The 21800-nt window shown below is 71.5% G+C and carries 19 protein-coding genes and 2 pseudogenes; 14 read left to right on the forward strand and 7 right to left on the reverse strand.

Annotation, left to right across the window (positions count from 1 at the left end; all coding sequences use genetic code 11):
• Positions 1-94: 94 nt before the first annotated feature.
• The 3 genes from LIX60_RS06750 (at position 95) to LIX60_RS06760 (ending at position 2815) form a co-directional block, all read left to right on the forward strand.
• Positions 95-871, forward strand: coding sequence for a phosphodiesterase (locus LIX60_RS06750; RefSeq protein WP_227957645.1), 777 nt, complete (start codon positions 95-97; stop codon positions 869-871).
• Between the two features lie 130 nt (positions 872-1001).
• A complete protein-coding gene (locus LIX60_RS06755) occupies positions 1002-2009 on the forward strand; it encodes an NADP-dependent oxidoreductase (protein WP_227957646.1) in 1008 nt (335 codons plus the stop codon).
• Positions 2006-2815, forward strand: coding sequence for an SDR family oxidoreductase (locus LIX60_RS06760; protein WP_227957647.1), 810 nt, complete (start codon positions 2006-2008; stop codon positions 2813-2815). Before LIX60_RS06755 ends, LIX60_RS06760 begins: the two co-directional genes overlap by 4 nt.
• Positions 2816-2939: 124 nt before the next feature.
• Here the strand turns inward: LIX60_RS06760 and LIX60_RS06765 are convergent, their stop codons facing one another.
• On the reverse strand, positions 2940-4340 hold the full coding sequence (locus LIX60_RS06765; protein ID WP_227957648.1) for a radical SAM protein: 1401 nt from the start codon (positions 4338-4340) through the stop codon (positions 2940-2942).
• A 48-nt stretch (positions 4341-4388) separates the two neighbouring features.
• On the opposite strand from LIX60_RS06765, the pseudogene LIX60_RS06770 reads away from it, so the two are divergent.
• The 9 genes and pseudogenes from LIX60_RS06770 to LIX60_RS06810 all read left to right on the forward strand — a co-directional run.
• Positions 4389-4628: pseudogene (locus LIX60_RS06770) on the forward strand (GNAT family N-acetyltransferase); the annotation flags it as partial.
• 94 nt (positions 4629-4722) lie between these two features.
• Complete coding sequence (locus tag LIX60_RS06775) at positions 4723-6234, forward strand: ABC transporter substrate-binding protein (RefSeq protein ID WP_227957649.1); 1512 nt, start codon at positions 4723-4725, stop codon at positions 6232-6234.
• A 236-nt stretch (positions 6235-6470) separates the two neighbouring features.
• Positions 6471-8339 carry an ABC transporter permease subunit gene (locus LIX60_RS06780; RefSeq protein WP_227957650.1) on the forward strand — a complete coding sequence of 623 codons (1869 nt, stop codon included), beginning with the start codon at positions 6471-6473 and terminating at the stop codon, positions 8337-8339.
• Between the two features lie 153 nt (positions 8340-8492).
• A complete protein-coding gene (locus tag LIX60_RS06785) occupies positions 8493-8942 on the forward strand; it encodes a DUF5980 family protein (protein ID WP_227957651.1) in 450 nt (149 codons plus the stop codon).
• 734 nt (positions 8943-9676) lie between these two features.
• A complete protein-coding gene (locus LIX60_RS06790; RefSeq protein WP_308101107.1) occupies positions 9677-10201 on the forward strand; it encodes a YbhB/YbcL family Raf kinase inhibitor-like protein in 525 nt (174 codons plus the stop codon).
• 140 nt (positions 10202-10341) lie between these two features.
• Positions 10342-10719, forward strand: a complete 378-nt coding sequence (locus LIX60_RS06795) for a DUF1330 domain-containing protein (protein WP_227957652.1) — start codon at positions 10342-10344, stop codon at positions 10717-10719.
• 276 nt (positions 10720-10995) lie between these two features.
• On the forward strand, positions 10996-11874 hold the full coding sequence (locus tag LIX60_RS06800; protein WP_227957653.1) for a helix-turn-helix transcriptional regulator: 879 nt from the start codon (positions 10996-10998) through the stop codon (positions 11872-11874).
• A complete protein-coding gene (locus tag LIX60_RS06805) occupies positions 11871-12086 on the forward strand; it encodes a DUF397 domain-containing protein (RefSeq protein ID WP_227957654.1) in 216 nt (71 codons plus the stop codon). The genes LIX60_RS06800 and LIX60_RS06805 overlap by 4 nt, the downstream gene beginning before the upstream one ends.
• 164 nt (positions 12087-12250) lie before the next feature.
• Positions 12251-12445 carry an antitoxin gene (locus tag LIX60_RS06810; RefSeq protein ID WP_227957655.1) on the forward strand — a complete coding sequence of 65 codons (195 nt, stop codon included), beginning with the start codon at positions 12251-12253 and terminating at the stop codon, positions 12443-12445.
• 115 nt (positions 12446-12560) lie between these two features.
• On the opposite strand, the pseudogene LIX60_RS06815 reads toward LIX60_RS06810, so the two are convergent.
• The 6 genes and pseudogenes from LIX60_RS06815 to LIX60_RS06840 form a co-directional block, all read right to left on the reverse strand.
• Positions 12561-12650 (reverse strand): annotated as a pseudogene (locus LIX60_RS06815) (IS5/IS1182 family transposase); the annotation flags it as partial.
• A 226-nt stretch (positions 12651-12876) separates the two neighbouring features.
• Complete coding sequence (locus LIX60_RS06820; RefSeq protein WP_227957656.1) at positions 12877-13752, reverse strand: hypothetical protein; 876 nt, start codon at positions 13750-13752, stop codon at positions 12877-12879.
• 87 nt (positions 13753-13839) lie between these two features.
• The gene (locus LIX60_RS06825) at positions 13840-14217 is read right to left on the reverse strand and encodes a peptidase inhibitor family I36 protein (protein WP_227957657.1); all 378 of its coding nucleotides are present in this window, start codon (positions 14215-14217) and stop codon (positions 13840-13842) included.
• 330 nt (positions 14218-14547) lie between these two features.
• The gene (locus LIX60_RS06830) at positions 14548-16086 is read right to left on the reverse strand and encodes a carboxylesterase/lipase family protein (RefSeq protein ID WP_227957658.1); all 1539 of its coding nucleotides are present in this window, start codon (positions 16084-16086) and stop codon (positions 14548-14550) included.
• Positions 16087-16192: 106 nt separating this feature from the next.
• The gene (locus LIX60_RS06835; protein ID WP_227957659.1) at positions 16193-17092 is read right to left on the reverse strand and encodes an MBL fold metallo-hydrolase; all 900 of its coding nucleotides are present in this window, start codon (positions 17090-17092) and stop codon (positions 16193-16195) included.
• A 383-nt stretch (positions 17093-17475) separates the two neighbouring features.
• Positions 17476-18375: a helix-turn-helix domain-containing protein gene (locus LIX60_RS06840; RefSeq protein WP_227957660.1), complete on the reverse strand. Its 900-nt coding sequence runs from the start codon at positions 18373-18375 to the stop codon at positions 17476-17478.
• 227 nt (positions 18376-18602) lie between these two features.
• Here LIX60_RS06840 and LIX60_RS06845 point away from each other — a divergent pair, with 227 nt between their 5' ends.
• Both LIX60_RS06845 and LIX60_RS06850 read left to right on the forward strand, forming a co-directional pair.
• Positions 18603-19634 carry a hypothetical protein gene (locus LIX60_RS06845; RefSeq protein WP_227957661.1) on the forward strand — a complete coding sequence of 344 codons (1032 nt, stop codon included), beginning with the start codon at positions 18603-18605 and terminating at the stop codon, positions 19632-19634.
• A 571-nt stretch (positions 19635-20205) separates the two neighbouring features.
• Positions 20206-21453: a glycoside hydrolase family 30 beta sandwich domain-containing protein gene (locus LIX60_RS06850; RefSeq protein WP_374117816.1), complete on the forward strand. Its 1248-nt coding sequence runs from the start codon at positions 20206-20208 to the stop codon at positions 21451-21453.
• Positions 21454-21800: the final 347 nt, after the last annotated feature.

Below are 21800 nucleotides of genomic sequence, written 5' to 3' on the forward strand. Positions count from 1 at the left end.
TTCACCGGCCGCGACGCGGGCACTCGCCTCCGCGACGTTCCCACCCGCCGCGGCGACGCAGCGCCGCGGCGGACGGCAGTGAGGGAGATCGCGCATGACGGCCTCGCCGGACCCGCAGGACCCGCAGGACCCGCCGCCGCCCGCCCTCCGCCACCGCGCCACCGCCTCCCTGGCCGGCCGTGTGGCGCGGTGGCGCGGCGCGCCCGCGCTGCACCCCGCCGGGGTCCGGTTCACCGGCACCCTGGCCGTCGTCCCCGCGGGCCCGGCCCTGGGCGAGCCCTGGCTCGACCGGCCCGGCCGCTACCGGACCGACGTCCGCTGGTCACGTGCGGCCGGTGTGCCCGCATGGTGCCCGGACGGTCTCGGCCTCGCGCTCCGCGTGACCGACGCGGGCGGTCCCGGCCGTCCGCTGGACCTGCTGTTCACCACGAGCGGCGGCGGACGCCGGACCCGCCACCTGCCGCTCGCCCGCGGAAACGCCATGGCGGGGCCGTACTCCACGCTCCTCTCCTACCGCGTCGGGACCCACCGCCGCCTGCTGGCGCTCACCCCGGCCCCGGGCTCGCCCCGCGTCCGCGGCGATCTGGCCGGGCTGCGGCAGGCGCTGCACACGGGGCCCCTCGTGTTCGTGCTCTGCACCGTCCGGGACGGTGAACCCTGGCGCGCCCTGGGCACGTTGACCACCGGGCCGCCGTCCGACGCCCCGCCCGGGTCCACGTCCTCGTACGACCCGTATCTCAACGCCCTGCCGGGCCTGCGGCCGACCTCCCGCCTCAGCGGATTCCGGGAGTCGGCCTACGCGGGCTCCCGGTCCGGCCGCTCCGGCCTGCCGCCCCGCCCGGCCTCCGCGACCGGACGGCCGCCCGGGTGACGGCGGGGCGCCCGTGGCGACGGGGCGCCCCCGATACCGTTCCCGGCGCCCGCTGTGGCGCATACCACACGCCGCATCGTACGTACCGGTCGGTATGGTGCTGGTTGCGCGGCACTCAACAGGAGGCTTCATGTCAGCGACCAACCGCCAGATCCGTCTGGCAGCACGTCCCGTCGGCGAGGTACGGCCCGAGGACTGGGAGCACGCCACAGCGCCCGCCGAGGAGCCGGGCGAGGGACAGTTCGCCGGGCGGACCCGTTTCATCTCGCTGGACCCCGCGATGCGCGGCTGGCTCGACGACCGGCCCTCCTATCTGCCGCCCGTCGGCCTCGGCGAGGTGATGCGGGCGGGTTCCGTGGTCGAGGTCACCGCCTCCAACCACCCCGACTACCGGCCCGGTGACCACGTGGTCGGCACCTTCGGCGTCCAGGAGCACGTCGTCTCCGACGGCAAGGGCGCCCTGAAGATCGACGTCGGCCTGGCGCCGGCCTCGACCTACCTCGGCGCGCTGGGCATGCCCGGCATGACCGCCTACTTCGGCCTGCTGGACGTCGGCGCGCTCAAGGAGGGCGAGACCGTCGTCGTCTCCGGCGCCGCGGGCGCGGTCGGCTCCATGGTCGGCCAGATCGCCAAGGTGAAGGGCTGCCGGGTCGTCGGCATCGCGGGCGGCGCGGAGAAGTGCGCCCTGCTGACCGACGAACTCGGGTTCGACGCGGCGATCGACTACCGCGCCGGGGACGTCAAGCGGGCCCTGCGCGAGCAGACGCCGGACGGCATCGACGTCTACTTCGACAACGTCGGCGGCGAGATCCTCGACGCGGCACTCACCCGGCTGGCGATGCGCGCTCGTGTGGTGATCTGCGGCGCCATCAGCCAGTACAACAACGAGACGCCGGTCAGCGGCCCGTCGAACTACCTCTCGCTGCTCGTCCGCCGGGCGCGCATGGAGGGCTTCGTCGTCTTCGACTACGCCAAGCGCTACGCGGAGGCCGCGCAGGAGATCGCCGGCTGGATCGGCGACGGCCGGCTCAAGGTGAAGGAGCACGTGGTCAAGGGCACCGTGGACGACTTTCCGGAGACCTTGCAGATGCTCTTCCGCGGCGAGAACGTCGGCAAGCTCGTCCTGGAGCTGTCGTGACGGCCGCGGGACCCGCCGGAGAGCGGGCGGAAGGGCAGCAGGGGCAGCCGGGGAAGCCGCTGAGCGGCAAGGTCGCCGTCGTCACCGGAGGCGCGTCCGGCCTGGGCCGCGCCACCGCGCTGACGCTGGCGGAGGCGGGCGCCGAGATCGTCGTCGCCGACCTGGACGCGGCGGGCGGCAAGGAGGTGGCCGGGCTCGTCGGCGGCCACTTCCGCGCCTGCGACGTCTCGGACCTGGACGCCAACCGCGCCCTGGTGGACTTCGCCGTGGAGCGCTGCGGCGGCGTCGACATCGCCTTCCTCAACGCGGGCGTGGCGACGGGCTGCGGCATCGGCGACGACTTCGACCCGGCCCTGTACCGCCGGGCGATGGGCGCCAACCTCGACGGTGTCGTCTACGGCGCCCACGCCGTGCTGCCGGCGCTGCGGGCCCGCGGCGGCGGTTCGATCGTGGCGACGGCCTCCCTGGCGGGCCTGACGGCGGTGCCGTTCGACCCGCTGTACGCCGCCAACAAGCACGCGGTGGTGGGCCTGGCCCGCTCGCTGGGCCCGGCCCTGGCGCCGGAGGGGGTCCGCTTCAACGCGATCTGCCCGGGCTTCGCCGAGTCGCGGATCATCGACCCGATCCGGGAGATGCTCTCCTCGCAGCACCTGCCGATCATCCCGGCGCAGATCGTGGCCGACACGGTGCTGCGCATCCTCACCGGGGACGCCACCGGGGAGTGCTGGTTCATCCAGCCCGGCCGCGAACCGGAGCCGTTCCGCTTCCGCAACGTGCCGGGCCCCGGAGAGGCCGCCACCGGCTGAGCCGGCGCCGCGCCGTCCGGCACGGACGGTCCGTGCGGGTCCGCGCCCGGCGCATCGCCCTCGTGCGGTGTGCCGGGCGCGGGCGCCGGGTCCCCCGTGGCGCCCGCCACGGCGCCCTCGCCCGCTACCGCGTCCCCGCCCCGCTGCCGCGGGCGGCCGGGCCCCGGAAGGCCGCGAGGGTGTGTTCCAGCAGCGGCAGGGCCCGCACCACGCGGCGGGAGCGGATGAGCGCGTCCCAGGCGGGCTCGAACTTCTTCCAGCCGCCCGCGTAGGCGAGGTGCCGGAGCCGCTCGTGGGCGCCGGACTGCGCGGACGCGCCCCGCCAGATGTTCGACCAGCGGTAGAAGTCGCGGTAGGCCCGCCAGTAGCCGTCCTCCAGCTGACGGGCCGTCATGTTGCGCGGGCGGTGGACGACGTGGCGGGTGTCGTAGAGGTCCCAGTCGCGGTGGACGATCCGGTCCTCGGCCTCCAGCTGCTTCCACAGCCCGGTCGACGGGTACGGCGTCATGATGTGGAACGTGGCCGTCTCGACGCCCTGCCCGACGGCCCACTCCACCGTCCGGTCGAAGACGTCGGGCCCGTCCTGGTCGAGCCCGAAGACGAAGCTGGCGTTCACCATGACACCCGCGCCGTGCAGGCGGCGGACGACCTCGCCGTAGTCGCGGCCCGCGTTCTGGTCCTTCCTCCGCTCCGCCAGGTTCGCCGCGTTGACGGTCTCGAAGCCCACGAACAGGCTGCGCAGCCCCGCGTCGGCGGCCCGTTCCAGCAGCCCCGGTTCCAGTACCGACTTGACCGTCCCGGCCGCCTGCCACACCCGGTTCATGCCCGCCATGCCGTCGAAGAGGGCTTCCGCGAAGCGGCGGTTGCCGAACAGGTGGTCGTCGAGGAAGTAGAGGTGCCGGCCGGGCAGCCGCTCGATCTCCGCGAGGGCGTCGTCGACGGCCTGGGTGTAGAAGGACTTCCCGCCCTCGAAGAAGGCGTCCTTGTAGCAGAAGTCGCAGTGGTGCGGGCAGCCGCGGGACACCACGAGGGAGTTGGGCACGAGGTACAGGTGCCGTTTGACGAGGTCCCTGCGGACGGGCGGCAGGCCGGCGAGGGTCCGGCGGGTGGAGTCGTAGCGCCGCGCGGGCACGCCGTCGCGGAAGTCCTTGAGGAACAGCGGCCAGGTGTCCTCACCCGGGCCGGTGAAGACCGTGTCGGCGTGCGCGGCCGCCTCGTCGGGGAGTGACGTCACGTGCAGGCCGCCCATGGCGACGTGGACGCCCCGGGCCCGGAAGTGGCCGGCTATCTCGTAGCTGCGCCGCGCGGAGGTGATGTACGGCTGGAGGACCAGCAGGTCCGGGGTCTCCAGCGCGTCGAGGCTGATGCGCTCGACGTGCTCGTCGTACAGCGTCACCTCGTCGTCCGGGCCGAGGTACCCGGCGAGGGTCGCCAGCCCCAGCGGCGGGAAGAGCGAGTACTTGACCGGCCGGAAGAGCGGGCTGGTCGCCTCGGTCAGGGCGGGCAGGATCATCGTCACGCGCATGCCTGTTCGGACTGCCCGGAGCGGCGGTCCGGTTCCCGGGGCTCCCTTCGGGGTCTTCCGCCGCGCCCGGAGTACCGGCGCCGTGGGCTCGCGCGTCAACTCGTCGGCGAGCTGATGGAGTTCGCCGCGGCCGACGGCGGCTACCGGTCGGTCTACCTGCACACCGACCCCGCGTCGCCGGGCGCGGAGGCGCTGTGGCGGTCGCTGGGCACGCTGGTGTGGGACGAGCGGGAGGAGGAGCCGGGGGGCGGGCAGGGGGTCCTCCACTTCGAGATCCCGCTGCCGTGACCCTGCGGCGTAAATGAAAACGACAATCGTTTACGATGTGGCCGGTCGCGCCCCGCGCCCGCCGAACACACCGGAAAGACGAGAACGAGACACGATGACATCGCCCCGGAGCCGGCTGACCGCCGGACTGCTGCTGCTCGTCCCCGTGCTCTCCAGTTGCTTCTCCGCCGGCGGTGCGTCGTCGTCCGCCTCGGACCCGTCCGCCTCCGGGGAGGGCGGGCGCCTGCGCGTCGTCCTCGCCTTCCAGCCGACCGAGAACTACTCGCCCCACGGCCAGGACGCCTTCGCCCTGTCCCGCCTCGGCGTCGCCGAGGGCCTGACCCGGCTCGACGCGAACGGCGCCGCGGCGCCCGCGCTCGCCGAGTCGTGGAGCCGCGAGAAGGGCGGCCGAAGCTGGGTGTTCACGCTGCGCGAGGCCGCGTTCCAGGACGGCGGTGAGGTCACCGCGCAGGCCGTGGCCTCCTCCCTGAACCACGCCGCCGGCGCCTCCCCGGCCCCCGCCGCGCTGTCCGGTGTGCGGCTGACCGCCGACGCCGTGGGCGGGGACCGGGTCCGGGTGCGCACCGACGAACCCGACCCGGTGCTCCCGCTGCGGCTGAGCAACCCGAGCCTCTCGGTGTTCTCGCCCGGGGCGTACGGGGAGAAGGGCACCGTCAACCCGGCCGGCACCGCCACCGGCCCCTTCGAACTCACCGGCACCACCGGGGACACGGCCGCCACCCTCGACCGCTTCGACGCCTACTGGGGCGGCCGCGCCCAAGCCGCGGGGATCGACGTCAGGTTCGTCTCCGACGGCACGGCGCGCGCCAACGCCCTGCGCACCGGCGACGCGGACATCGCCGAGTCGCTCCCCGTCGCCCAGATCGCCTCCCTGGACGAGGGCACCGTCCACGAGACGGACACCGCCCGCAACACCGGCCTGCGTCTCAACACCGGCTCCGGAGCCTTCACGGACGCCGGGCTGCGGGCCGCCGCGCGCGAGGCCGTCGACGCCTCGGCCGTCGCCGAGGGAGTCCACGAAGGGCACGCCCAGCCCGCCCGGGGCCTCTACGGACCCGGCCTGGCCTGGGCCGGCGGCAAGCGCGGCGAGCCGACCGGGCGGGCGGAGGCCACCGAACCGAGGGGCACGCGCATCACCCTCGCCACGTACGACGACCGCCCCGAACTGGCCGAGACCGCCCAGGTGCTCCAGCAGCAGCTGGAGAAGGCCGGGTTCCGGGTCGGGCTGGAGGTCCGTACCTACGCACGACTCGAGAGCGACCTGCTCGCAGGGAAGTTCGACGCCGTCGTGACCTCCCGCAACATGATGCTGGACACCGGCGACCCGGTCGGCGTCCTGGTGAGCGACTACACCTGCGAGGGCGGCTACAACCTGTCGTTCCTGTGCGACGAGAAGGCCGACCGGCTCATCGCCGCCGCCCAGGCGGAGACCGACCCCGCCAAGCGGCAGGACGCCGCCATGAAGGCCGAGGCGGCGATCCTCGGCACGGACGCGGAGATCCCGCTCGTGCACCTGAAGGCCGTCACAGGGGTCGCCGCGTCGGTGAAGGGGACGGTGCTCGACCCGTACGAACGGCAGCTCGTCTCCACGGGGACCCGGCGCTGACCGCCGCCGCGTCCGGCCGGGCGGGTGGCTCCGGGGGCGCCGGGAGCGCCGGTCGCTCCGGGGGCGCCGGGAGCACCGGTCGCTCCGGCCGCCCCGACACCGGCAGCACGTGCCGCCCCGGCAGGGCCGGCGCCGCCGACGGCGCCGGCCCTGCCGGCCGCACCGGGGGCATACCCGCCGTCCTGCGCGCCCTGGCGCGGGGCGGCGGTCCGTCCCTGCTGTGGCGCGCCGTGCTCATGGCGGCCCTGGTGTGCGCGATCGGGCTGCTCCCCTGGCTGGCGCGCACCGACCCCGCGCTGACCGTGCTCAGGGCGCGCTCGGCGGAACGCGACCCGGACCCCGGGACGCTGCGCGCCATCCGCGACGAACTCGGCCTCGATGACGGACCGTTGATGTTGCTCGGGCGCTGGCTGGGCGGGCTGCCGCACGGGGACGCGGGCCGCTCCTGGGTCTCCGGTGCGGAGGTACTGCCCGCCGTCGCGCAGGCGCTCGGGGTCTCGCTGCTGCTGATGGTCGGCGCCCTCGCGGTCGCCGTGGCCACGGCCGCCGCGGTGTGCGCGCGGACGGTGTGGCTCGGCTCGCGGCGCCGGCTCGGCGGGCGCGGTCCCGGCACGGACTGCGGTGCGGGTGCGGGCGGCAGTGCGGGCGGCGGTGCGGGCCGCACCAGTGACACGGGCGGGGCGGGCGGCGCGGGCCGTATCGGCGGCACCGGTCCCGCCGTGCTCGCCGCCCTGCCCGAGTTCCTCGTCGCGTCCGTACTGGCCTCGGTGGTCGGGGTGCGACTCGGCTGGCTACCCGCTCTGGGCTGGTACGGCCCGCGGTGGATGGTGCTGCCCTCGCTCGCCCTGGGCCTCCCCGCCGGGGCGGTTCTCGGGCGGATGCTGGACGATCTGCTGCCCGCCGCGTTCGCCGAGCCGTGGGCCCGTGCCGCCGCCGCGCGCGGCATTCCCCCGGGGTCCGTGGCCCGGCAGACGGTGCGGCGCTGCCTGCCCGGACTGCTGCCCAACGCGGGGCTGTTCGTGGTCGGCCTGACCGCAGGGTCCGTCGCCGTGGAACAGGTCTTCGACATCCCGGGGCTCGGCCGGCTGACGCTGCGCGCCGCCCTCGCCCAGGACCTGCCCGTCCTGCAGACCGGTGTGCTCGCCCTGGTCCTGCTCGCGGCCGCCGCCGGTGCCCTGGCCCGGCTCGGAACCCGGCTGCTCATCGGGCCCGCCCTGCGCGGCGGCGCCCTGCACACCCTGCACCGTCCGGCCGCGTCCGCGTCCGCGCCCCGCGCCCTGCCGCTGCTGTACGGTGCGGCGCTCCTCGCCGTCATCGGCCTCGGCCTGCCGCACGACCCGTTCGCGCTGGACACCACCGCGCGCCTCCAACCCCCGTCCGCGACCCACCCGTTCGGCACCGACGCCCTCGGGCGCGACATCCTGGCCCGGACCGCGCACGGCGCGCTGACCACCCTCGGCACGGCCGTCGCGGTGAGCGCCGCCGCCCTCGCGGCCGGAGTGCTGCTGGGGCTGCTGCCGCGGCTGTCCGGGCCGGTGGCCGACACCGTCAACGCCGTGCCGCCCGTCCTGGCCGGTCTGCTCGTCACCGGGATCGCGGGCGGCGGCCCGTGGACCCCGGCGCTGGCCGTGGCCGTCGTCGCCTGGTCCCCGCTCGCCGCCCACACGTCCGCCCTGCTGCGCCAGGAACGGGCCGCCACGCATCTGGCGGCCACCCGCGCGCTCGGCGCCGGACCCGGGTACCTGCTCGCCCGCGTGCTGCTGCCGGCCGTCCTGCCGTCCGTGGTCCGCCACGCGCTGCTCCGGCTGCCGGGCATCGCGCTGAGCCTGGCGGCCCTCGGTTTCCTCGGGCTGGGCGCCCAGCCCCCGTCCCCCGAGTGGGGCCTGCTGCTGGCCGAGAACCAGCCGTACGCGGAGCGCGCCCCGTGGGCGGTGCTCGCCCCGGCCGCCGTCCTCGCGCTGCTCGGCGCGCTGGCGGTGACGGCGGCGGGCGGGGTGCGCCTGCCCGGCCCGGGGCGGCTCCGGGCCGGAGGGACGGGGGCCGCCGGAGGCGCGAGGGCCCGGGGACGCGGGGGCGCGGGACGGCCTTCACCGGACACCGGATGACGAGATCAAGACAGTTATTGAAAACGCAAATATCACCCTGTTCGCGGGCTGTCACGTGCGTGAGACTCGTTGACAGCGGCCGGTCGGCGAAGTCGGCCGGAAGGCACGTCGTGCCGCCGCAAGCACCTCCACGCCCCCAACCAGGAGGTATCGATGAAGAAGACAAGCCCTCGCGGAATCGGGTTATCGCTCGGCCTCTTCTCGGCTCTCACGCTGACGCTCGTCAGCGGCGCCCCGGCTTCCGCCTCGGCGCCGACATGGACACTGGAAGCCGACCAGCAGCGGATATGCGTCGACGCGCAGTCCGGATGGTCCCTCACCTACGCCTTCTCCCCGGTGGCCGGAAGCTGGTCGAGCCCGATCACGACCGGGGTGCGCGACCTGCCTCCCGGCTCCTCCAGCCCGTACAACGAGACCATCGCCCCCGGTTCGAACTTCCGGGACCCCGACGACCGCAACGCTCTGACGGTCAACTCCTTCGTCTGGATGAAGCTCGCGCCGGCCCCGGCCGGTGACTACACCGCCGAGATCTGGGCCACCGACGGCAAGCGGACCGAGACCGACCCGCTGCTGCTCGCCTACCGGGACCGCTGCCCCGGGTAACGGCCACCCGGCCACCCGGCCAGTCGGCCGCTCAGGGCCGCGGCGCACGGCGCGGCCGGGCCGGGCCCCGGACCGCGTGCGATGAGGGCCGGCGGGGCGGGTCCCGGCGCGAGGAGGGCCCGTCCGGCAGCCGGTCGTTAAGGGCCGGTTATGTGGCGCTTGGCTCAGGCTTCGCAGCGGCTGCATCCGTTGCGAGGGCCCTCCGCTCCGTCCAAGCTGATGTCCAGGACCGGCGGTGGCCGCCCGGGGAGGTCCGGGGCCGCCGCCGTCCGTACGGCGTCAGCAGCCCTGGCGCGGGCAGCCGCCTCGTTCCGGGAACGGGGCGCGGCGGCTCCGCGCCACCCGGTTCTCCGCGCGGGTCCGGCTTGGGACAACGGGCCCGCGCGGGGGCTCCGGCTCGGCCCCGGCTGCTACGGCAGCCGGGGTACCGGCCGATCGGCCTCGGGGCCGGCGCTCATTCCTTGCCCTGCCCGGCCTTCTTCTTCAGGCGCCGCCGCTGGCGCGGGGTGACGTCCTTGCGCCCGCTCTCCCGCAGGTACGCCGCCTTGCGCTCCTCGTTCTTCTTCATGCTCGCCCTCTCGCCGTGTCGTAGGGGGCCGTAACGGCCCGGGCCCGACGGGGCCCACCCGTTCCAGTCTGTTCCGGCCCACCCCCGGCCGCACCCGAAGCGGCACAGGGCGGACATATGACATGTTCCGTGCACATCCGACCCGCAGACGGGTACTCGCCGCCGCATGGCCGATATCGAACTCCGCAGTACCGCCTTCAGCGGCGAGTCCTTCATCCCGCGCACGTACGCCCGGGACGGCGACAACCTCTCTCCCCCGCTGAGCTGGTCCGGGGTGCCGCAGGAGGCGGCGGAACTCCTCCTGCTCTGCGAGGACCCGGACGCGCCGAGGGGCACGTTCCTCCACTGGCTGGTCACCGGCATCGACCCGGCCTCGGGCGGCGTCGAGGCCGGACAGACACCCGCGGGCGGCACGCCCCTGACGAACGGCTTCGGGGACCGGGGCTGGGGAGGCCCGTACCCCCCGCCCGGCGACCGGGCCCACCGCTACTTCTTCCGCCTCTACGCCCTCCCCGGCCCGGTCTCCCTCCGCGACGGCGCGACCACCGGCGAAGTCCACTCCGCGGTGGACGAACGGCAGCTCGCGAGCGGAACCCTGTACGGGCTGTACGAGCGCCGAGCCGGGCAGCCCCCGTACGTGGGGAACCCGGCGGCGCCAGGCACCTCGGAACAGGATGCATCCGGCCCCTGAAACCGACCGGGCGGTATCTATGATCGGCATATCCGGTTAAGCTGCTGCGGCGCCAGGACACCGCGGAAGCGCGGGCGGTCCCCCGAGCCGCTTCGACGGCGGGAACCGCCCCCGACGAGACGACGAGAAGGGGAAGCCGGATGGCCATCGATCCCTCGGGAGCCGACCTCGCACGGATGGTGGCGGAGGACCCGGGCGGCCCCGTCGTCATGCTCAACCTGCTGCGGTTCACCGAGGACGGCCGCTCCTCGTACGCCGAGTACGCCCGGCGGACGCAGAAGTTCCTGGAACGCTACGGAGCCGAGCTGCTCTACGCCGGCGACGGCACCACGCCGCTGGTCGCCGAGGAGGGCCAGGCGTGGGACGCGGTCCTGCTGGTCCGCTACCCCAGCCGCGAAGTCTTCAGCCGCATGGTCGCGGACGCGGAGTACCAGCAGGTCACGGACCTGCGCAGCCGGGCCCTGACCGAGGCCGTACTCCAGCCGACCGCCCCGTGGACGGGCCGCCGGGCGGACTGACAGCCCGGAGACCCGAGCTTCCCTCCGCCCATCCCTCCAGCCCGGCCCGGCATGTGCTCGTGGCCGTTGAGCTGAGCGTGTGGCCCGGGGCTACCCGCGCAGCGCGATCGATCACAACGCAACCCGGTAACCGCCGTCAATGGCCGTCTGTACGCGCGACGCCGATACGGGTACGCGGCGAGCGGCGTGACGGCGCCCCGACGTCCGCGTTGAGCCAGGAAGGCAGAACAGCCAACTGGCGCGACTGGCGTACGGACATGAAGGCGGGGAACTGGGATGGCGGTCGACGAGGCACCGGTGCATGTCGGGGACGGCTGGGACAACGACGACGGCGCGGCTCCGCGGGCCGCGGACAGGTCCGGCCAAGGGGTGGTCGTCGCCTTCGGGCGGAGCATGAAGATGCTGCGCCTGCGGACCGGCATGGAACGCGCTGAGTTCGGACAGCAGTTGGGCTACACGGCCTCCAGCGTCGCGGCCTTCGAACAGGGGCGGAGGATTCCGTCGTCCCGGACGATCGAGCGGGCGGACGAGGTACTGGCGGCGGGCGGGCTGCTGACCGTGTGGAAAGAGCAGATGGAGCGGGCGCAGTACCCGGTGTTCTTCCAAGGAATGGCGGCGCTGGAGAAGGAGTGCGTCGAACTGCTCATGTACGACACGCACGTCGTCAACGGGCTGCTCCAAACCGAGGAGTACATGAGGGCGCTGCTCGCCATGCGGCGCCCGACCCTGGACCAGGAGACCATCGATCAGCGGGTGACCGCGCGGCTGGCCCGGCAGGCCATCTTCGACCGGCGGCCCGCGCCACTGCTGAGTTTCGTGATGGACGAGGCCGTGCTGCGGCATCGCTACGGCGGCAACGCGGTGCTCCGGGGACAGCTGGAACACCTTCTGCTGATCGGAGGGCAGCGCAACGTCGAGATCCAGGTCATGCCGCTCGACTGCGAGGACAACGCGGGCGTGAACGGGCCCTTCACCGTGGTCACGCGCAAGGACGGCAAGAAGTTCGTGTACTCCGAGGCCCACGCCACCAGCACCTTGGAAACCGATCCGGAGCAAACGGTCCTCGCCGCTGCCCGCTATGGGATTATCCGATCCCAGGCTCTCACTCCCCGAGAGTCGCTGGAACTCATCGAAGGGTTGCTGGGATCGCTATGAACAACGCTGAGTGCTCGGCCACCGCATCCGACCTCGCCTGGTTCAAGAGCAGCTACAGCGGAACCGAGGGTGGTCAGTGCGTGGAGGTGGCCGCTGGTACGGGAGTTGTGCACGTCCGGGACTCCAAGGACGCGGCCGGCCCCGTCATCCGCGTCTCGCGTGAGGCATGGACGGGCTTCGTCGGGCTGGCCTCGTCGGAGCAGAGCGTCTGACGGCCGTCCGTCCGTACCCGAGAGCCCTGCCGGTCCCTGCGGACCGGCAGGGCTCTCCCCGTTCGGCGGCTCGTGCCACCTGCGGAAACTCGGAGGTGAGGTACGGGATCCGGCGGGTACCCGAAGGTTTGGCACGACGTACGCGAGACCCCGGGAGGTGTCCCATGGGGAAACTGGGCGATATGGCGAAGAAGGCCAAGCAGGCGGCGAAGAGCCACCCGGACCAGGCCGACAAGGGCGTCGAGAGGTCCGAGCGCATGATTGATGAGCGGACGGGCGACAAGTACGACGCCCAGACCGACAAGGCCGCCGACGCGGCCCGCCGCTCCTACGGAGGCGACGAGCCGAAGGAGCGGTAGCCCCGGCGCCGCAGCCCGGCCCCCGGTGTTCACGCGCCGGGGGCCGGCGATGCTCTACCGCGCCGTTGCCTTGCCCCTGATCAGGAGGAGAGGCGGTGGGCAGTCACCATGAGCACCCCGAGTAGTGGGGACGGTCCGCGGCGATCCGGTCGATCGGCAGCAGGGTCCCGTCCAGCAGCACGAACGCCTTGGAGGATGCTTTCCCGGCGGCGCTGACGGAGCTTGACGGACAGGAAGCGCAGCGCAGAACTGGACACGTCAACACCCGTCCACCGGGGACTTCGCCCGTCTGTCAGCCAAACGGCCCTTCCAACCCGACAGTTGAAAAGAGCTCAGCCCGCCCCAGCCCCAGCCGCATCGGCGCCGTCGCCCAAACCGCCCTCGTCCTCAACAACACATGGCGATGGACTTCGCCGAGAAAACTCACTGTATCAGTGTGATTCATCAAGTACGTTCTTCACGGCAACCAGGTGGGTCATTTTCGCCTCCTTGAGTTTCCTGAAATACTCCGCGTTCCGCGCGATCGCACCCTCCTCCAGCCTTTTTTCTTCTGCGTACCATTTATCGATCAGGCCGACTTTTTCTTTACATTGCACATCACGAACCGCGGTATCCATCTCTTCCTTGCTACCGATCTGACGCTCCTCATCCTTCCACCATTTCTTGTCATTTATCGCGTCATACGGCGTGGCATATTCCTTCCCCCTCTCCTTCATGCATTCAGACCACGCTTTCATGGATGCCTCCACCCGGGGATCTTCCTGGGCTTGCTTCAGGTACTTTGAGCTCAGCTCATTGAAGAGGGAGTAGTCCATTCTGGAATCATCGAGCTGCTCAGTGGCAAGCGCATTGCAGCTCCCTTCGTTATCACCTTGCCCGAGGGCAGCCTTCTGCTGTTCTTCGGTAAGTTTCTTCCATCTTCTATCTTCTGACCTCTTGGTTCCGTCGGGGTCGCGCAGTTCGATAGGGGCGTGGTATCCGTATGCCTGAGCCACCTCGATCTCAATGACTCCGTATCGCCTCCTGTTCGTAAGGTCCAGAGTGCGAGTTGGGCGCTCAACAACGGTCCAGTCCAGGCCTTTACTCCTCATACATTTCTGAATGACGAGATCCGTCGCGTTCTGCGACATGTTGTACTCGCTGGGACTCAGTTCGTACTCATCAAATGGGAGGATGAGGGACTTCACCTGCTCGGTGGGCTCGGGTGCAGCAGATGTGGCGCCATCGCTGTTATCCGCCTCACTGCACCCAGCGATAAGGAACGCACCGCCGAGCGCGACAACCCTGGCAAGTATTTCTTTTTTCATCCCTCTCCCAGGTGCGAAGCATGCGTATGGATGCCAGCCCCTCCGGGCCGGCATCCATACGCGCATTTTCACTCAGCCGTTCTCGGCTCAGCGGACATCGACAGAGCTGGCCTTGTTGTCGAAGTTGTTGTTCGAGAAGTCGTTGTCCTCCGAGTTCTTCCTCGCGAAGTAGTTGTCGCCGGCGTAGCCGCTCGTCTGGTAGAGCACGACGTCGCGGCTGAGGTTGTTCCTCATGGAGCTGGCACCGTCGTTGCAGGCGCCGGAGGCGTTGGTCCAGTAGTTGTTGGCGAGGCTGCTGTCGTCACGAGTGAAGTTGCACCAGCCACCGCCCTTGTTGTCGTGCTGGTAGATGGTGAAGTAGGCGGCCTGAGCACCCGATTCAGCGGCGCCCGCAGCCGGGGCAGCGAGCGCGGCGGCGCTGAGCAGGGCGGCGGAGCCAAGGGCGGTGAAGAGCGTGCGCTTCAAGACGTTCCCCTCCTGTTGGTACCGAGTCGGTGGTCACAAGGTGTGACACACGTGTCGCTCGGAGTACCTTCATCCGAACAAGTGAGCCTTTCGCGTGTCAACGCTGTTCGAAATGTTCATCTGGGCGCGATGAGATCCGGAATGGTCCAGACCACGAACGCGAGCAAGTCGGTGCGCTTGCCAAGTCCCGTGCGCTGGCGCGACCGAGCCCTGACCGAGAAGTGTGGGTGGCGCGCAAGCGGAAGGAGCCGACCGAAGAGATCGTTTCAATTGGATCATCATGTTCCGGCACCTCGATATCCGGAATGCCCGAAGTGCCTACGCCGTCGGTCAGATCCAGGCCCGTCGTTCCCGGCCGCGGGGGTCGTCGGCCCGGGTCCACCGCGCGTCGATGCGCATCGTGGCCCGGCGCTCGCCGTCGTATCGGTCCCAGCCGGGGTTGCCCGTTCCCGCGAACCGGATCCACGCCTCGTGCACCCGGGCGGCGAGATCCGCGGGGGGCTTGCCGGGGCCGAGCAGGCCGCCCGGTCCGTGCAGCTGCGGAAGATGCGCCAGATCGAAGACGAAGGGCAGCTCCACCGCGTGGGCGGCGCCGAGCTCTCCGTCCAGGGCGTGGGAGCGCCACGCGAACTCGTAGGCGTAGGTGGCGGATCGGGGGTGGGTGGCGTGAGCACCGGCCAGTGCCCAACTCCCCGCGCCGAACGCGGCGTCGCCCATGATGGCGGACCGCAGCTCGCCGAAGGACGCCCCGGGGCGGGCCTTCCGGTACGTCTCGACGAGCCGCGCCGGATCCGGGTGCGAGCGGGCCGCCGCCGCGTATACGTCCTCGGCGGTCGAGGTGGAGTACGCGCCCACGGGGGCCAGGTAGAGGTTTCCCTCCTCAGTGTTGGTCCCGATGAGCAGGTCGACGTCGGCACCGAGGCCGGCGGCGACGGATTCGGCGGGCTGTGTGCCGAGGACGAGACTGAAGGGGCTGAGCCCGATCAGGGGGTCGCGGTGCGTCTCGGTCCGCAGGTCGATGCCAGGGAGCCGGTTGGCCGCCTCGACCAGACGCTCGTCGGAGATGCCCGCGAAGGCGTCGGCGTGGGGCTCGATGCCCAGGGCCCCGGCCGCCGCCCGGGTGACGCGGGCGGCCTGTTCGGCCGTGAACGCCCCCAGGCCGCTGCCGCTCTGGACGATCGCCCGGTGGAAGAGGCCCGTGGCCTCGGGGGTGGCGAGGACGCCGCCGACGATGGTGGCCCCGGCCGACTGGCCGAAGAGGGTGACGTTGCGCGGATCACCGCCGAAGGCGGCGATGTTGTCCCGGACCCAGCGCAGCGCGGCGACGACATCGAGCAGGCCGCGGTTGGCGGGCGCCCCGGGGATGTCGAGGAACCCGGCGATGCCGAGGCGGTAGTTCAGGGTGACGAGGACGACACCGTCGCGGGCGAAGCCGGAACCGTCGTACAGCGCGGACCGCGTCGATCCGGCGACGAACCCGCCGCCGTGGACGAAGACCATGACGGGCCGGTGCCCGCGGCCGCGGTTGCCGCTGTGGCCGCCCGCGGCTTCGGGTGTCCAGACGTTGACGGTGAGGAAGTCCTCCCCGCGGCTCCAACCGGCGCCGAAGTAGGGGGACATGTCGACACTGCCGAGCTTGCGCTCGGACTGCGGCGCGTTGGGCCCGGGCACGGTGGCGTCTCGTACGCCGTCCCAGGACGCATGCGGCTGCGGCGCCGCGAAGCGGCCGGCGCCGAGAGGAGGGGCGGCGTAAGGGATGTTCAGGAAGGCGATGGCGCTGTCCAGGCGCAGGCCGCGGACCGCTCCCTGCGCCGTGGTCACGACGGGGTCGGGGTCCGGGTGGGGGTGGTGGGGCTTCGCGTGGTTCACAGTGGTGCCTTTCCGGGTGCCTCTGCCGTGTCTGCTGCTGCCCTGTCCGCTGCTGCGCCTGGCCCACCGTCACGGCACCGGGCCGTGGCGGTGGGCCAACGGGAGGTCAGAGCCGGTCGAACGGGGCCCACCGCTTGATGCCGAACGAGCCGCCGCTGCGTTCCACCTCCAGCGCGCCGTGTCCCGCGAAGTGGGCGGGCAGGACGAGCGCGTTGCTGTCGGCGGCCCAGCCGAGGATCTCCTGACGGGTCCTGCGGGCCGCCGGTGCGTCCTCGCAGAAGCAGCTGTTGTGCTCCGGCCGCATGACTTGGAAGGGGGAGTGCATCAGGTCGCCGACGAAGACCGCGCGCTCGGAGCCGGAGGCCAGCATGACGACGCTCGATCCCGGTGTGTGGCCCGGTGTGGCCTGAAGACGCAGGCTGGCGTCGATCTCGTGACCGGATTCCCAGAGCAGGACCTGGCCGGCGGCGTGTACCGGCGCGACGCTGTCCTCGAAGACGTTCTGGTTGACCCCGCCGGCGATCTCCGGATTGTTGGCCGGGTTCCAGAACTCGAAGTCGGCCTTGGGCATCAGGTACGTGGCGTTGCGGAAGGTGGGCACCCAGGTCCGGTTCTCCAGGCGGGTGTTCCAGCCGACGTGGTCGACGTGCAGGTGGGTGTTGACGACGATGTCGACATCGTCGGGGCGCACGCCTGCCCGCTCGAGGTTGCCGAGGAAGTCGAGCTCCAGGTGGCCCCAGACCGGTGCGTAGGGGCGTTCCTTGTGGTTGCCGACCCCGGTGTCGACCAGAATGGTTTTGCCTTCGCTGCGCAGCACCCACGTCTGCACGGCAACCTCGCAGATCCCGGTCTCGTCGTTGAGGAAGTCCGGGACGAGCACGGGCCGGTGTTCGTCCCACTGCTCCTTCGGCGAGCCCGGGAAGAACACGTCCGGGGTCATGCCGACCGGGCCGTGCAGCTCCTCGACCCGGGTCACCTCGACGGCGCCGAGCGTCATGTCACTCATGGTGTGTGCTCCTGTGTTCGTATCGTGTCGTGGACGGATCCCACCGGTGGCCGCTCCGGCGGGCACGCAGCGGGTTGGGACGGGTCGCGATGGTGCGGGCGGCGCTGAGCACGGACATGTCCTTGCCGCGCAGCGCGACGGAGGTGGGGTTCCGCGGCCCGTGGCCGGTGTCCGGGACCGTGGTGGCAGTGCTGTGGGCCGGATGCGCACGCTCTTGCCGGGGGCGTTGAGGCCGGCGAGGACCTCGTTGCCGCGGCCGGGTTCCTTCACTGTTTTCGGGCAGGCGGCAGCCGCGGTGTGGCGCCGTGGTCTGGAGGCGTACCGGGAGAAGTGGCTCGCGTCAGGCGGTGCGGGTCAGGCGGTGCGGGTACAGGTGGTTCAGGTCAGGCGGTGCGGGATTCGGCGTCCCGGCGGGGCCGGGCCGCTTCCGGTGGTGCGGTGCCGTGGGCGAGCAGGGCGAGGGCTTCCGCGGAGGGGGAGCCGGGGGTGGCCGTGGCCACCACCAGGGACGGACCGTTGCCCTGCGGGCTCTGGAGTGTCTGCTGGGTGACGGTCAGTGCCCCGACCAGGGGATGGCGCATCTCGAAGTCGGCGGCATCGCAGATACGGACCCGGTGATCGGCCCACATCGTGGCGAACTCCGGGCTCCGCATGGTCAGTTCGCCGATGAGCCCGGTCAGGAGGGGATCGTCCGGGTACCGGCCGGCTGTCAGGCGCAGATTGCCGACCACGGCCCTGGCCTTGGCGGGCCAGTCGGCGTACAGCTCGCGGGTGTGCGCGTCGAGGAACACCAGCCTGGCCATGTTCGGCCGCCGGGCCGGTGTGTTGGGGCTGTCCCGATCGAGATGGCCGGCGAACAGCGCGTGACCTTGGCTGTTCCAGGCCAGGACATCGCTGCGACGGCCCAGGACGATGGCGGGTGTGCCCTCGATGGCCGCCAGCAGGGCGCTGGTCGCCGGGGTGATGCGCTCGGCCCGCGGCCGGGCCGCGGCTCTGCGCCGTTTCGGTGCGCGGGCGAGGTCGTGCAGATGGGCACGCTCGGACTCGTCCAGGCGCAGGGCGCTCGCTATGGCGTCGAGCACCTCACGCGAGGCGTTCCGCGACTGGCCCTGCTCCAGGCGGGCGTAGTAGGGCGCGCTGATGCCCGCGAGCATCGCCAGTTCCTCGCGCCGCAGCCCCGGCACCCGGCGCCGCTCGCCGTACGTCCGCAACCCGACGTCATCGGGGCGCAGTTGGCTCCGGCGTGCCTGGAGGAACTCGGCGAGGTGCCCGTGCTTGTTCATGGGGTCGAGTATGCGCACCGCCGCCGGGATGTGCCTCACCCTGCCGGGGTGGGGATCGGCGGGGCCCGGTCGCGCCCCCATACGCGCCCCTCCGGGCCGTTGCCCGGCTTGGAGCCGGTTCGGCGTCGGCAGGGTGAAGCCCCGTCTTGATAGCGTCACTTGACGGGCAGGGGCACGACAAACGAGCCAACGGGGGCGGTGTGGCGCGGGCCGGGACGGTGCGGTGGATGTCATGGACGGCGGCGGTCGTCGCCCTGTCCCTGGTGGCGTCCTGGATCTGGTGGCGCGAGAGCGGAACGGCGGCCCGCTGGCGTTTCGAGAAGGCGATGAAGACGTACTGCGGCGGCCTTCTCGCCCACGAGCGGAGCGAGCTGTACGACGGGTTGTGGCACGAGACCGACCTGCGGTTGGACCAACGGTACGGGCCTGAAGCGCACCGCTGCATGCTCGGTCTCACAGAGGTGACGGTCGTCCGCGTGACCCGGGACGACCTCCGCACCCTGAACCTGGACAGAGTGCTGCTGCCGTTGAAGGGCGATCGGCTGCCGGTTCCCCTGCCGGGCGGCTGGCGGGGAGTGACCAACGGGCATTCGATCCGGGTCGTGTCCGACTGCCGGGGTGGCGATGCGGCAGTCGCCGTCACCATCTCCCCGTATTTTCCCAGTGACCATCGTGAACGGCCCGAGGACGGCTGGTTCGGTATGGACGAGGAGTGGGTGCGGTTCGCCACCGCCACCGTCGTCAAGGCCGCCGACCGCTGGAACTGCGCTGTCGAGAAGGGCGCACGCGTCAGGGAACTACCGGCTCCGGCGGGGCCACGGGTCACCGGGCGGGCCGAAGGCACGTGCGCCGGTCTGCCGTTCGCCCGCGACAAGCGGTTCGACACGGTGACGGAAACACCGGCGAGTGCTTCGGCGGTCAGTGAGCGTTGCGAAGTCAGCGGCGAGTTGGGCCCCTTCAACACCCCATACGTCCTCGCGGCCGACTTCGGCCCCTTCGCGGAACGCACGCGGCAGAAGCAGGAGACGTACGGGGAGGCAGGGCGGTCGGAGTACTCGATGTGGGCGACCGCCCACTGCCCCGGTGACCCGGCTCGTGCTCACTTCTCCGTGTCCGTCCCTCCGGAGGCGAGCGTGGAGTACCACCCGGACCGGGAGAACGAAACCCGCGAGGAGACCTTCGGCCTGCCGGCACTCACCGAGTTCGCCAAGCGGTCGGCGGACCGGCACGGCTGCACGGATCTGCGACTCCCGCGGTAGCGGCTCCGGAGGATTACGTTCCCGAACCGGTGTCCCCCGCCCTTCGGCCGTGCTCGTTCGCAGTCCTTCCCTGCGTGCGGACGCCGGGGCCTGGAGTGCCGACGGTCCCGGGGCGGCGAGCGCAAAGCGCTCAAGGATGGGTTGACGGTCGGGAGTTGGGCCGTTACCGTGCCAGCGATCCGGAATCTCGCGCACCGTTCGCAATATCGAACCATCGACGCCCTCCGGTAGCCGGTCCGCGCTTTCCTGCACTTCGCAAGGCAGACCGAGGCAGCATCTGCGTTCACCACCGCCATGAAGACACATTCCGTGATCACGGCTACATATGGGAGCGCTCCCAAGAGGGGGGTGCGGTGCAAGACAGAGAAAGGCACTCGGGGCAATACCGTCACACACCCCCGCCCCCCGCCATAACAGGGGCGAGGAGTTTCGGGGAACGACGTCGACCGCACTGGAAGACCCGAACGGCACGGACCACTACATCGGTTCAGGAGGAATCATGACGTTACGCCGGGATGAGTCCACGGCCAGCGGGCCGGAATCTCCGAGCCGGAGGTCTGTTCTGGCGGCGATGGGCGCCCTTCCGCTCCTCGCGGCGGCCCCGCCGGCCGCGGGAGCGTCCGGAACACCGGCCGCGGCGACCGCACCGGCCGCTGACGTGATCGTCGACCCCTCCGCGGCGCGGCAGACGATCCGGGGCTTCGGCGGCATGAACCACACGGCCTGGATCAGCGATCTGACACCCGCCCAGCGGGACACGGCGTTCGGCAACGGCGAGGGACAGCTGGGGTTCTCCGTGCTGAGAATCCCCGTCCACGAGAACCGGGCCGACTGGAGCCGCGAGGTGGAAACGGCGAAGCGCGCCGCCGAGCACGGGGCGACCGTCATCGCGTCGCCGTGGAATCCCCCCGCGCACATGACCGAGACCTTCGTCCGCGGCAACCAGACCAACGCGAGGCGGCTCCGCCATGACATGTACGGCGCCTATGCGCAGCACCTGAACGACTTCTCCGGGTTCATGGCGGACAACGGCGTGGACCTGTATGCGATATCGGTGCAGAACGAGCCCGATTACGCCCAGGACTGGACGTGGTGGACCCCGAACGAGATGATCCGGTTCCTCCGGGAGAACGCCGCCTCGATCGGCACCAAGGTCATCGCCCCGGAGTCGTTCCAGTATGTGAAGAGCTTCTCGGACCCGATCCTCAACGACCCCCAGGCACTCGCCAACCTGGACATTCTCGGGGCTCACCTCTACGGAACACCGCCCCAGAACTTCCCCTATCCCCTCTTCAGGGAGAGGGGTGCCGGCAAGGAACTGTGGATGACCGAGGTCTACCACCCCAACAGCAGCGATTCGGCGGACCTCTGGCCCCAGGCGCTCGACGTGGGAGAACACGTCCACCGGGCTCTGGTGGACGCCGAGTTCCAGGCGTACGTGTGGTGGTACATCCGGCGCGGCTACGGCCCCATGAGGGAGGACGGCCGCATCAGCAAGCGCGGCGCCTGCATGGCGCACTTCTCGAAATTCGTCCGCCCGGGGTATGTGCGGATCAATACCGCCGCGAACCCCCAGCCGAACGTCTACACGTCCGCGTACACGGGCGGTGGCTCCAAGGTGGTCATCGTCGCCGTCAACAAGGGTGCCTCGCAGGTGAGTCAGACGTTCACCCTGACGAACGCCACCGCGTCCAGCGTGTCGTCCTGGCTGACGGACGCCGGCAGAACCCTCGCCCCGCAGGGCGGGATCACCATGTCGAACCGCTCCTTCACGGGCACGCTTCCCGCCCGAAGCATGACGACCTTCGTGACGGGGTGAAGCGAACCGCTACGGGAGCCGCGCACGGAGACCATCGAGCCACTGGCCGGACCAGATCGCTTCCGCCGCCGAGATGGCCGACGGACCCGCTGTGCTCCAGGGGCCACGCAGCTCGCCGAGCGTGAAGAGCGCCGCGCTCTGGGCCTCGGCCCAGCGAAGAAACCGAGCGCTTGGCCTGGCACGGCATGGAGACGACCTGGCGCCCTCCTCCCCAGCGGCGAGCTCGCAGACAGCGGGCGGGTGCCAGGGCTCGCCGGAGGGCGGGACCAATCGGGCCGGCCGTCCCAGGTCAGTTGAACCCCAAAGGAGCGCGGATCTCCGCCACAAGTCCGGGCAACCATGCGTCC

It is taken from the genome of Streptomyces sp. S07_1.15, from assembly GCF_020739505.1.
Classification (GTDB): Bacteria; Actinomycetota; Actinomycetes; order Streptomycetales; family Streptomycetaceae; genus Streptomyces; species Streptomyces xinghaiensis.

Bases quoted from the DNA above. Each gene is read 5' to 3' on its own strand.
- LIX60_RS06750 (WP_227957645.1), top strand. From the start codon at position 95: ATGACGGCCTCGCCGGACCCGCAGGACCCGCAGGACCCGCCGCCGCCC.
- LIX60_RS06755 (WP_227957646.1), top strand. From the start codon at position 1,002: ATGTCAGCGACCAACCGCCAGATCCGTCTGGCAGCACGTCCCGTCGGC.
- LIX60_RS06765 (WP_227957648.1), bottom strand. From the start codon at position 4,340: ATGCGCGTGACGATGATCCTGCCCGCCCTGACCGAGGCGACCAGCCCG.
- LIX60_RS06775 (WP_227957649.1), top strand. From the start codon at position 4,723: ATGACATCGCCCCGGAGCCGGCTGACCGCCGGACTGCTGCTGCTCGTC.
- LIX60_RS06780 (WP_227957650.1), top strand. From the start codon at position 6,471: ATGGCGGCCCTGGTGTGCGCGATCGGGCTGCTCCCCTGGCTGGCGCGC.
- LIX60_RS06785 (WP_227957651.1), top strand. From the start codon at position 8,493: ATGAAGAAGACAAGCCCTCGCGGAATCGGGTTATCGCTCGGCCTCTTC.
- LIX60_RS06790 (WP_308101107.1), top strand. From the start codon at position 9,677: ATGGCCGATATCGAACTCCGCAGTACCGCCTTCAGCGGCGAGTCCTTC.
- LIX60_RS06795 (WP_227957652.1), top strand. From the start codon at position 10,342: ATGGCCATCGATCCCTCGGGAGCCGACCTCGCACGGATGGTGGCGGAG.
- LIX60_RS06800 (WP_227957653.1), top strand. From the start codon at position 10,996: ATGGCGGTCGACGAGGCACCGGTGCATGTCGGGGACGGCTGGGACAAC.
- LIX60_RS06805 (WP_227957654.1), top strand. From the start codon at position 11,871: ATGAACAACGCTGAGTGCTCGGCCACCGCATCCGACCTCGCCTGGTTC.
- LIX60_RS06810 (WP_227957655.1), top strand. From the start codon at position 12,251: ATGGGGAAACTGGGCGATATGGCGAAGAAGGCCAAGCAGGCGGCGAAG.
- LIX60_RS06820 (WP_227957656.1), bottom strand. From the start codon at position 13,752: ATGAAAAAAGAAATACTTGCCAGGGTTGTCGCGCTCGGCGGTGCGTTC.
- LIX60_RS06835 (WP_227957659.1), bottom strand. From the start codon at position 17,092: ATGAGTGACATGACGCTCGGCGCCGTCGAGGTGACCCGGGTCGAGGAG.
- LIX60_RS06840 (WP_227957660.1), bottom strand. From the start codon at position 18,375: ATGAACAAGCACGGGCACCTCGCCGAGTTCCTCCAGGCACGCCGGAGC.
- LIX60_RS06845 (WP_227957661.1), top strand. From the start codon at position 18,603: ATGTCATGGACGGCGGCGGTCGTCGCCCTGTCCCTGGTGGCGTCCTGG.
- LIX60_RS06850 (WP_374117816.1), top strand. From the start codon at position 20,206: ATGGGCGCCCTTCCGCTCCTCGCGGCGGCCCCGCCGGCCGCGGGAGCG.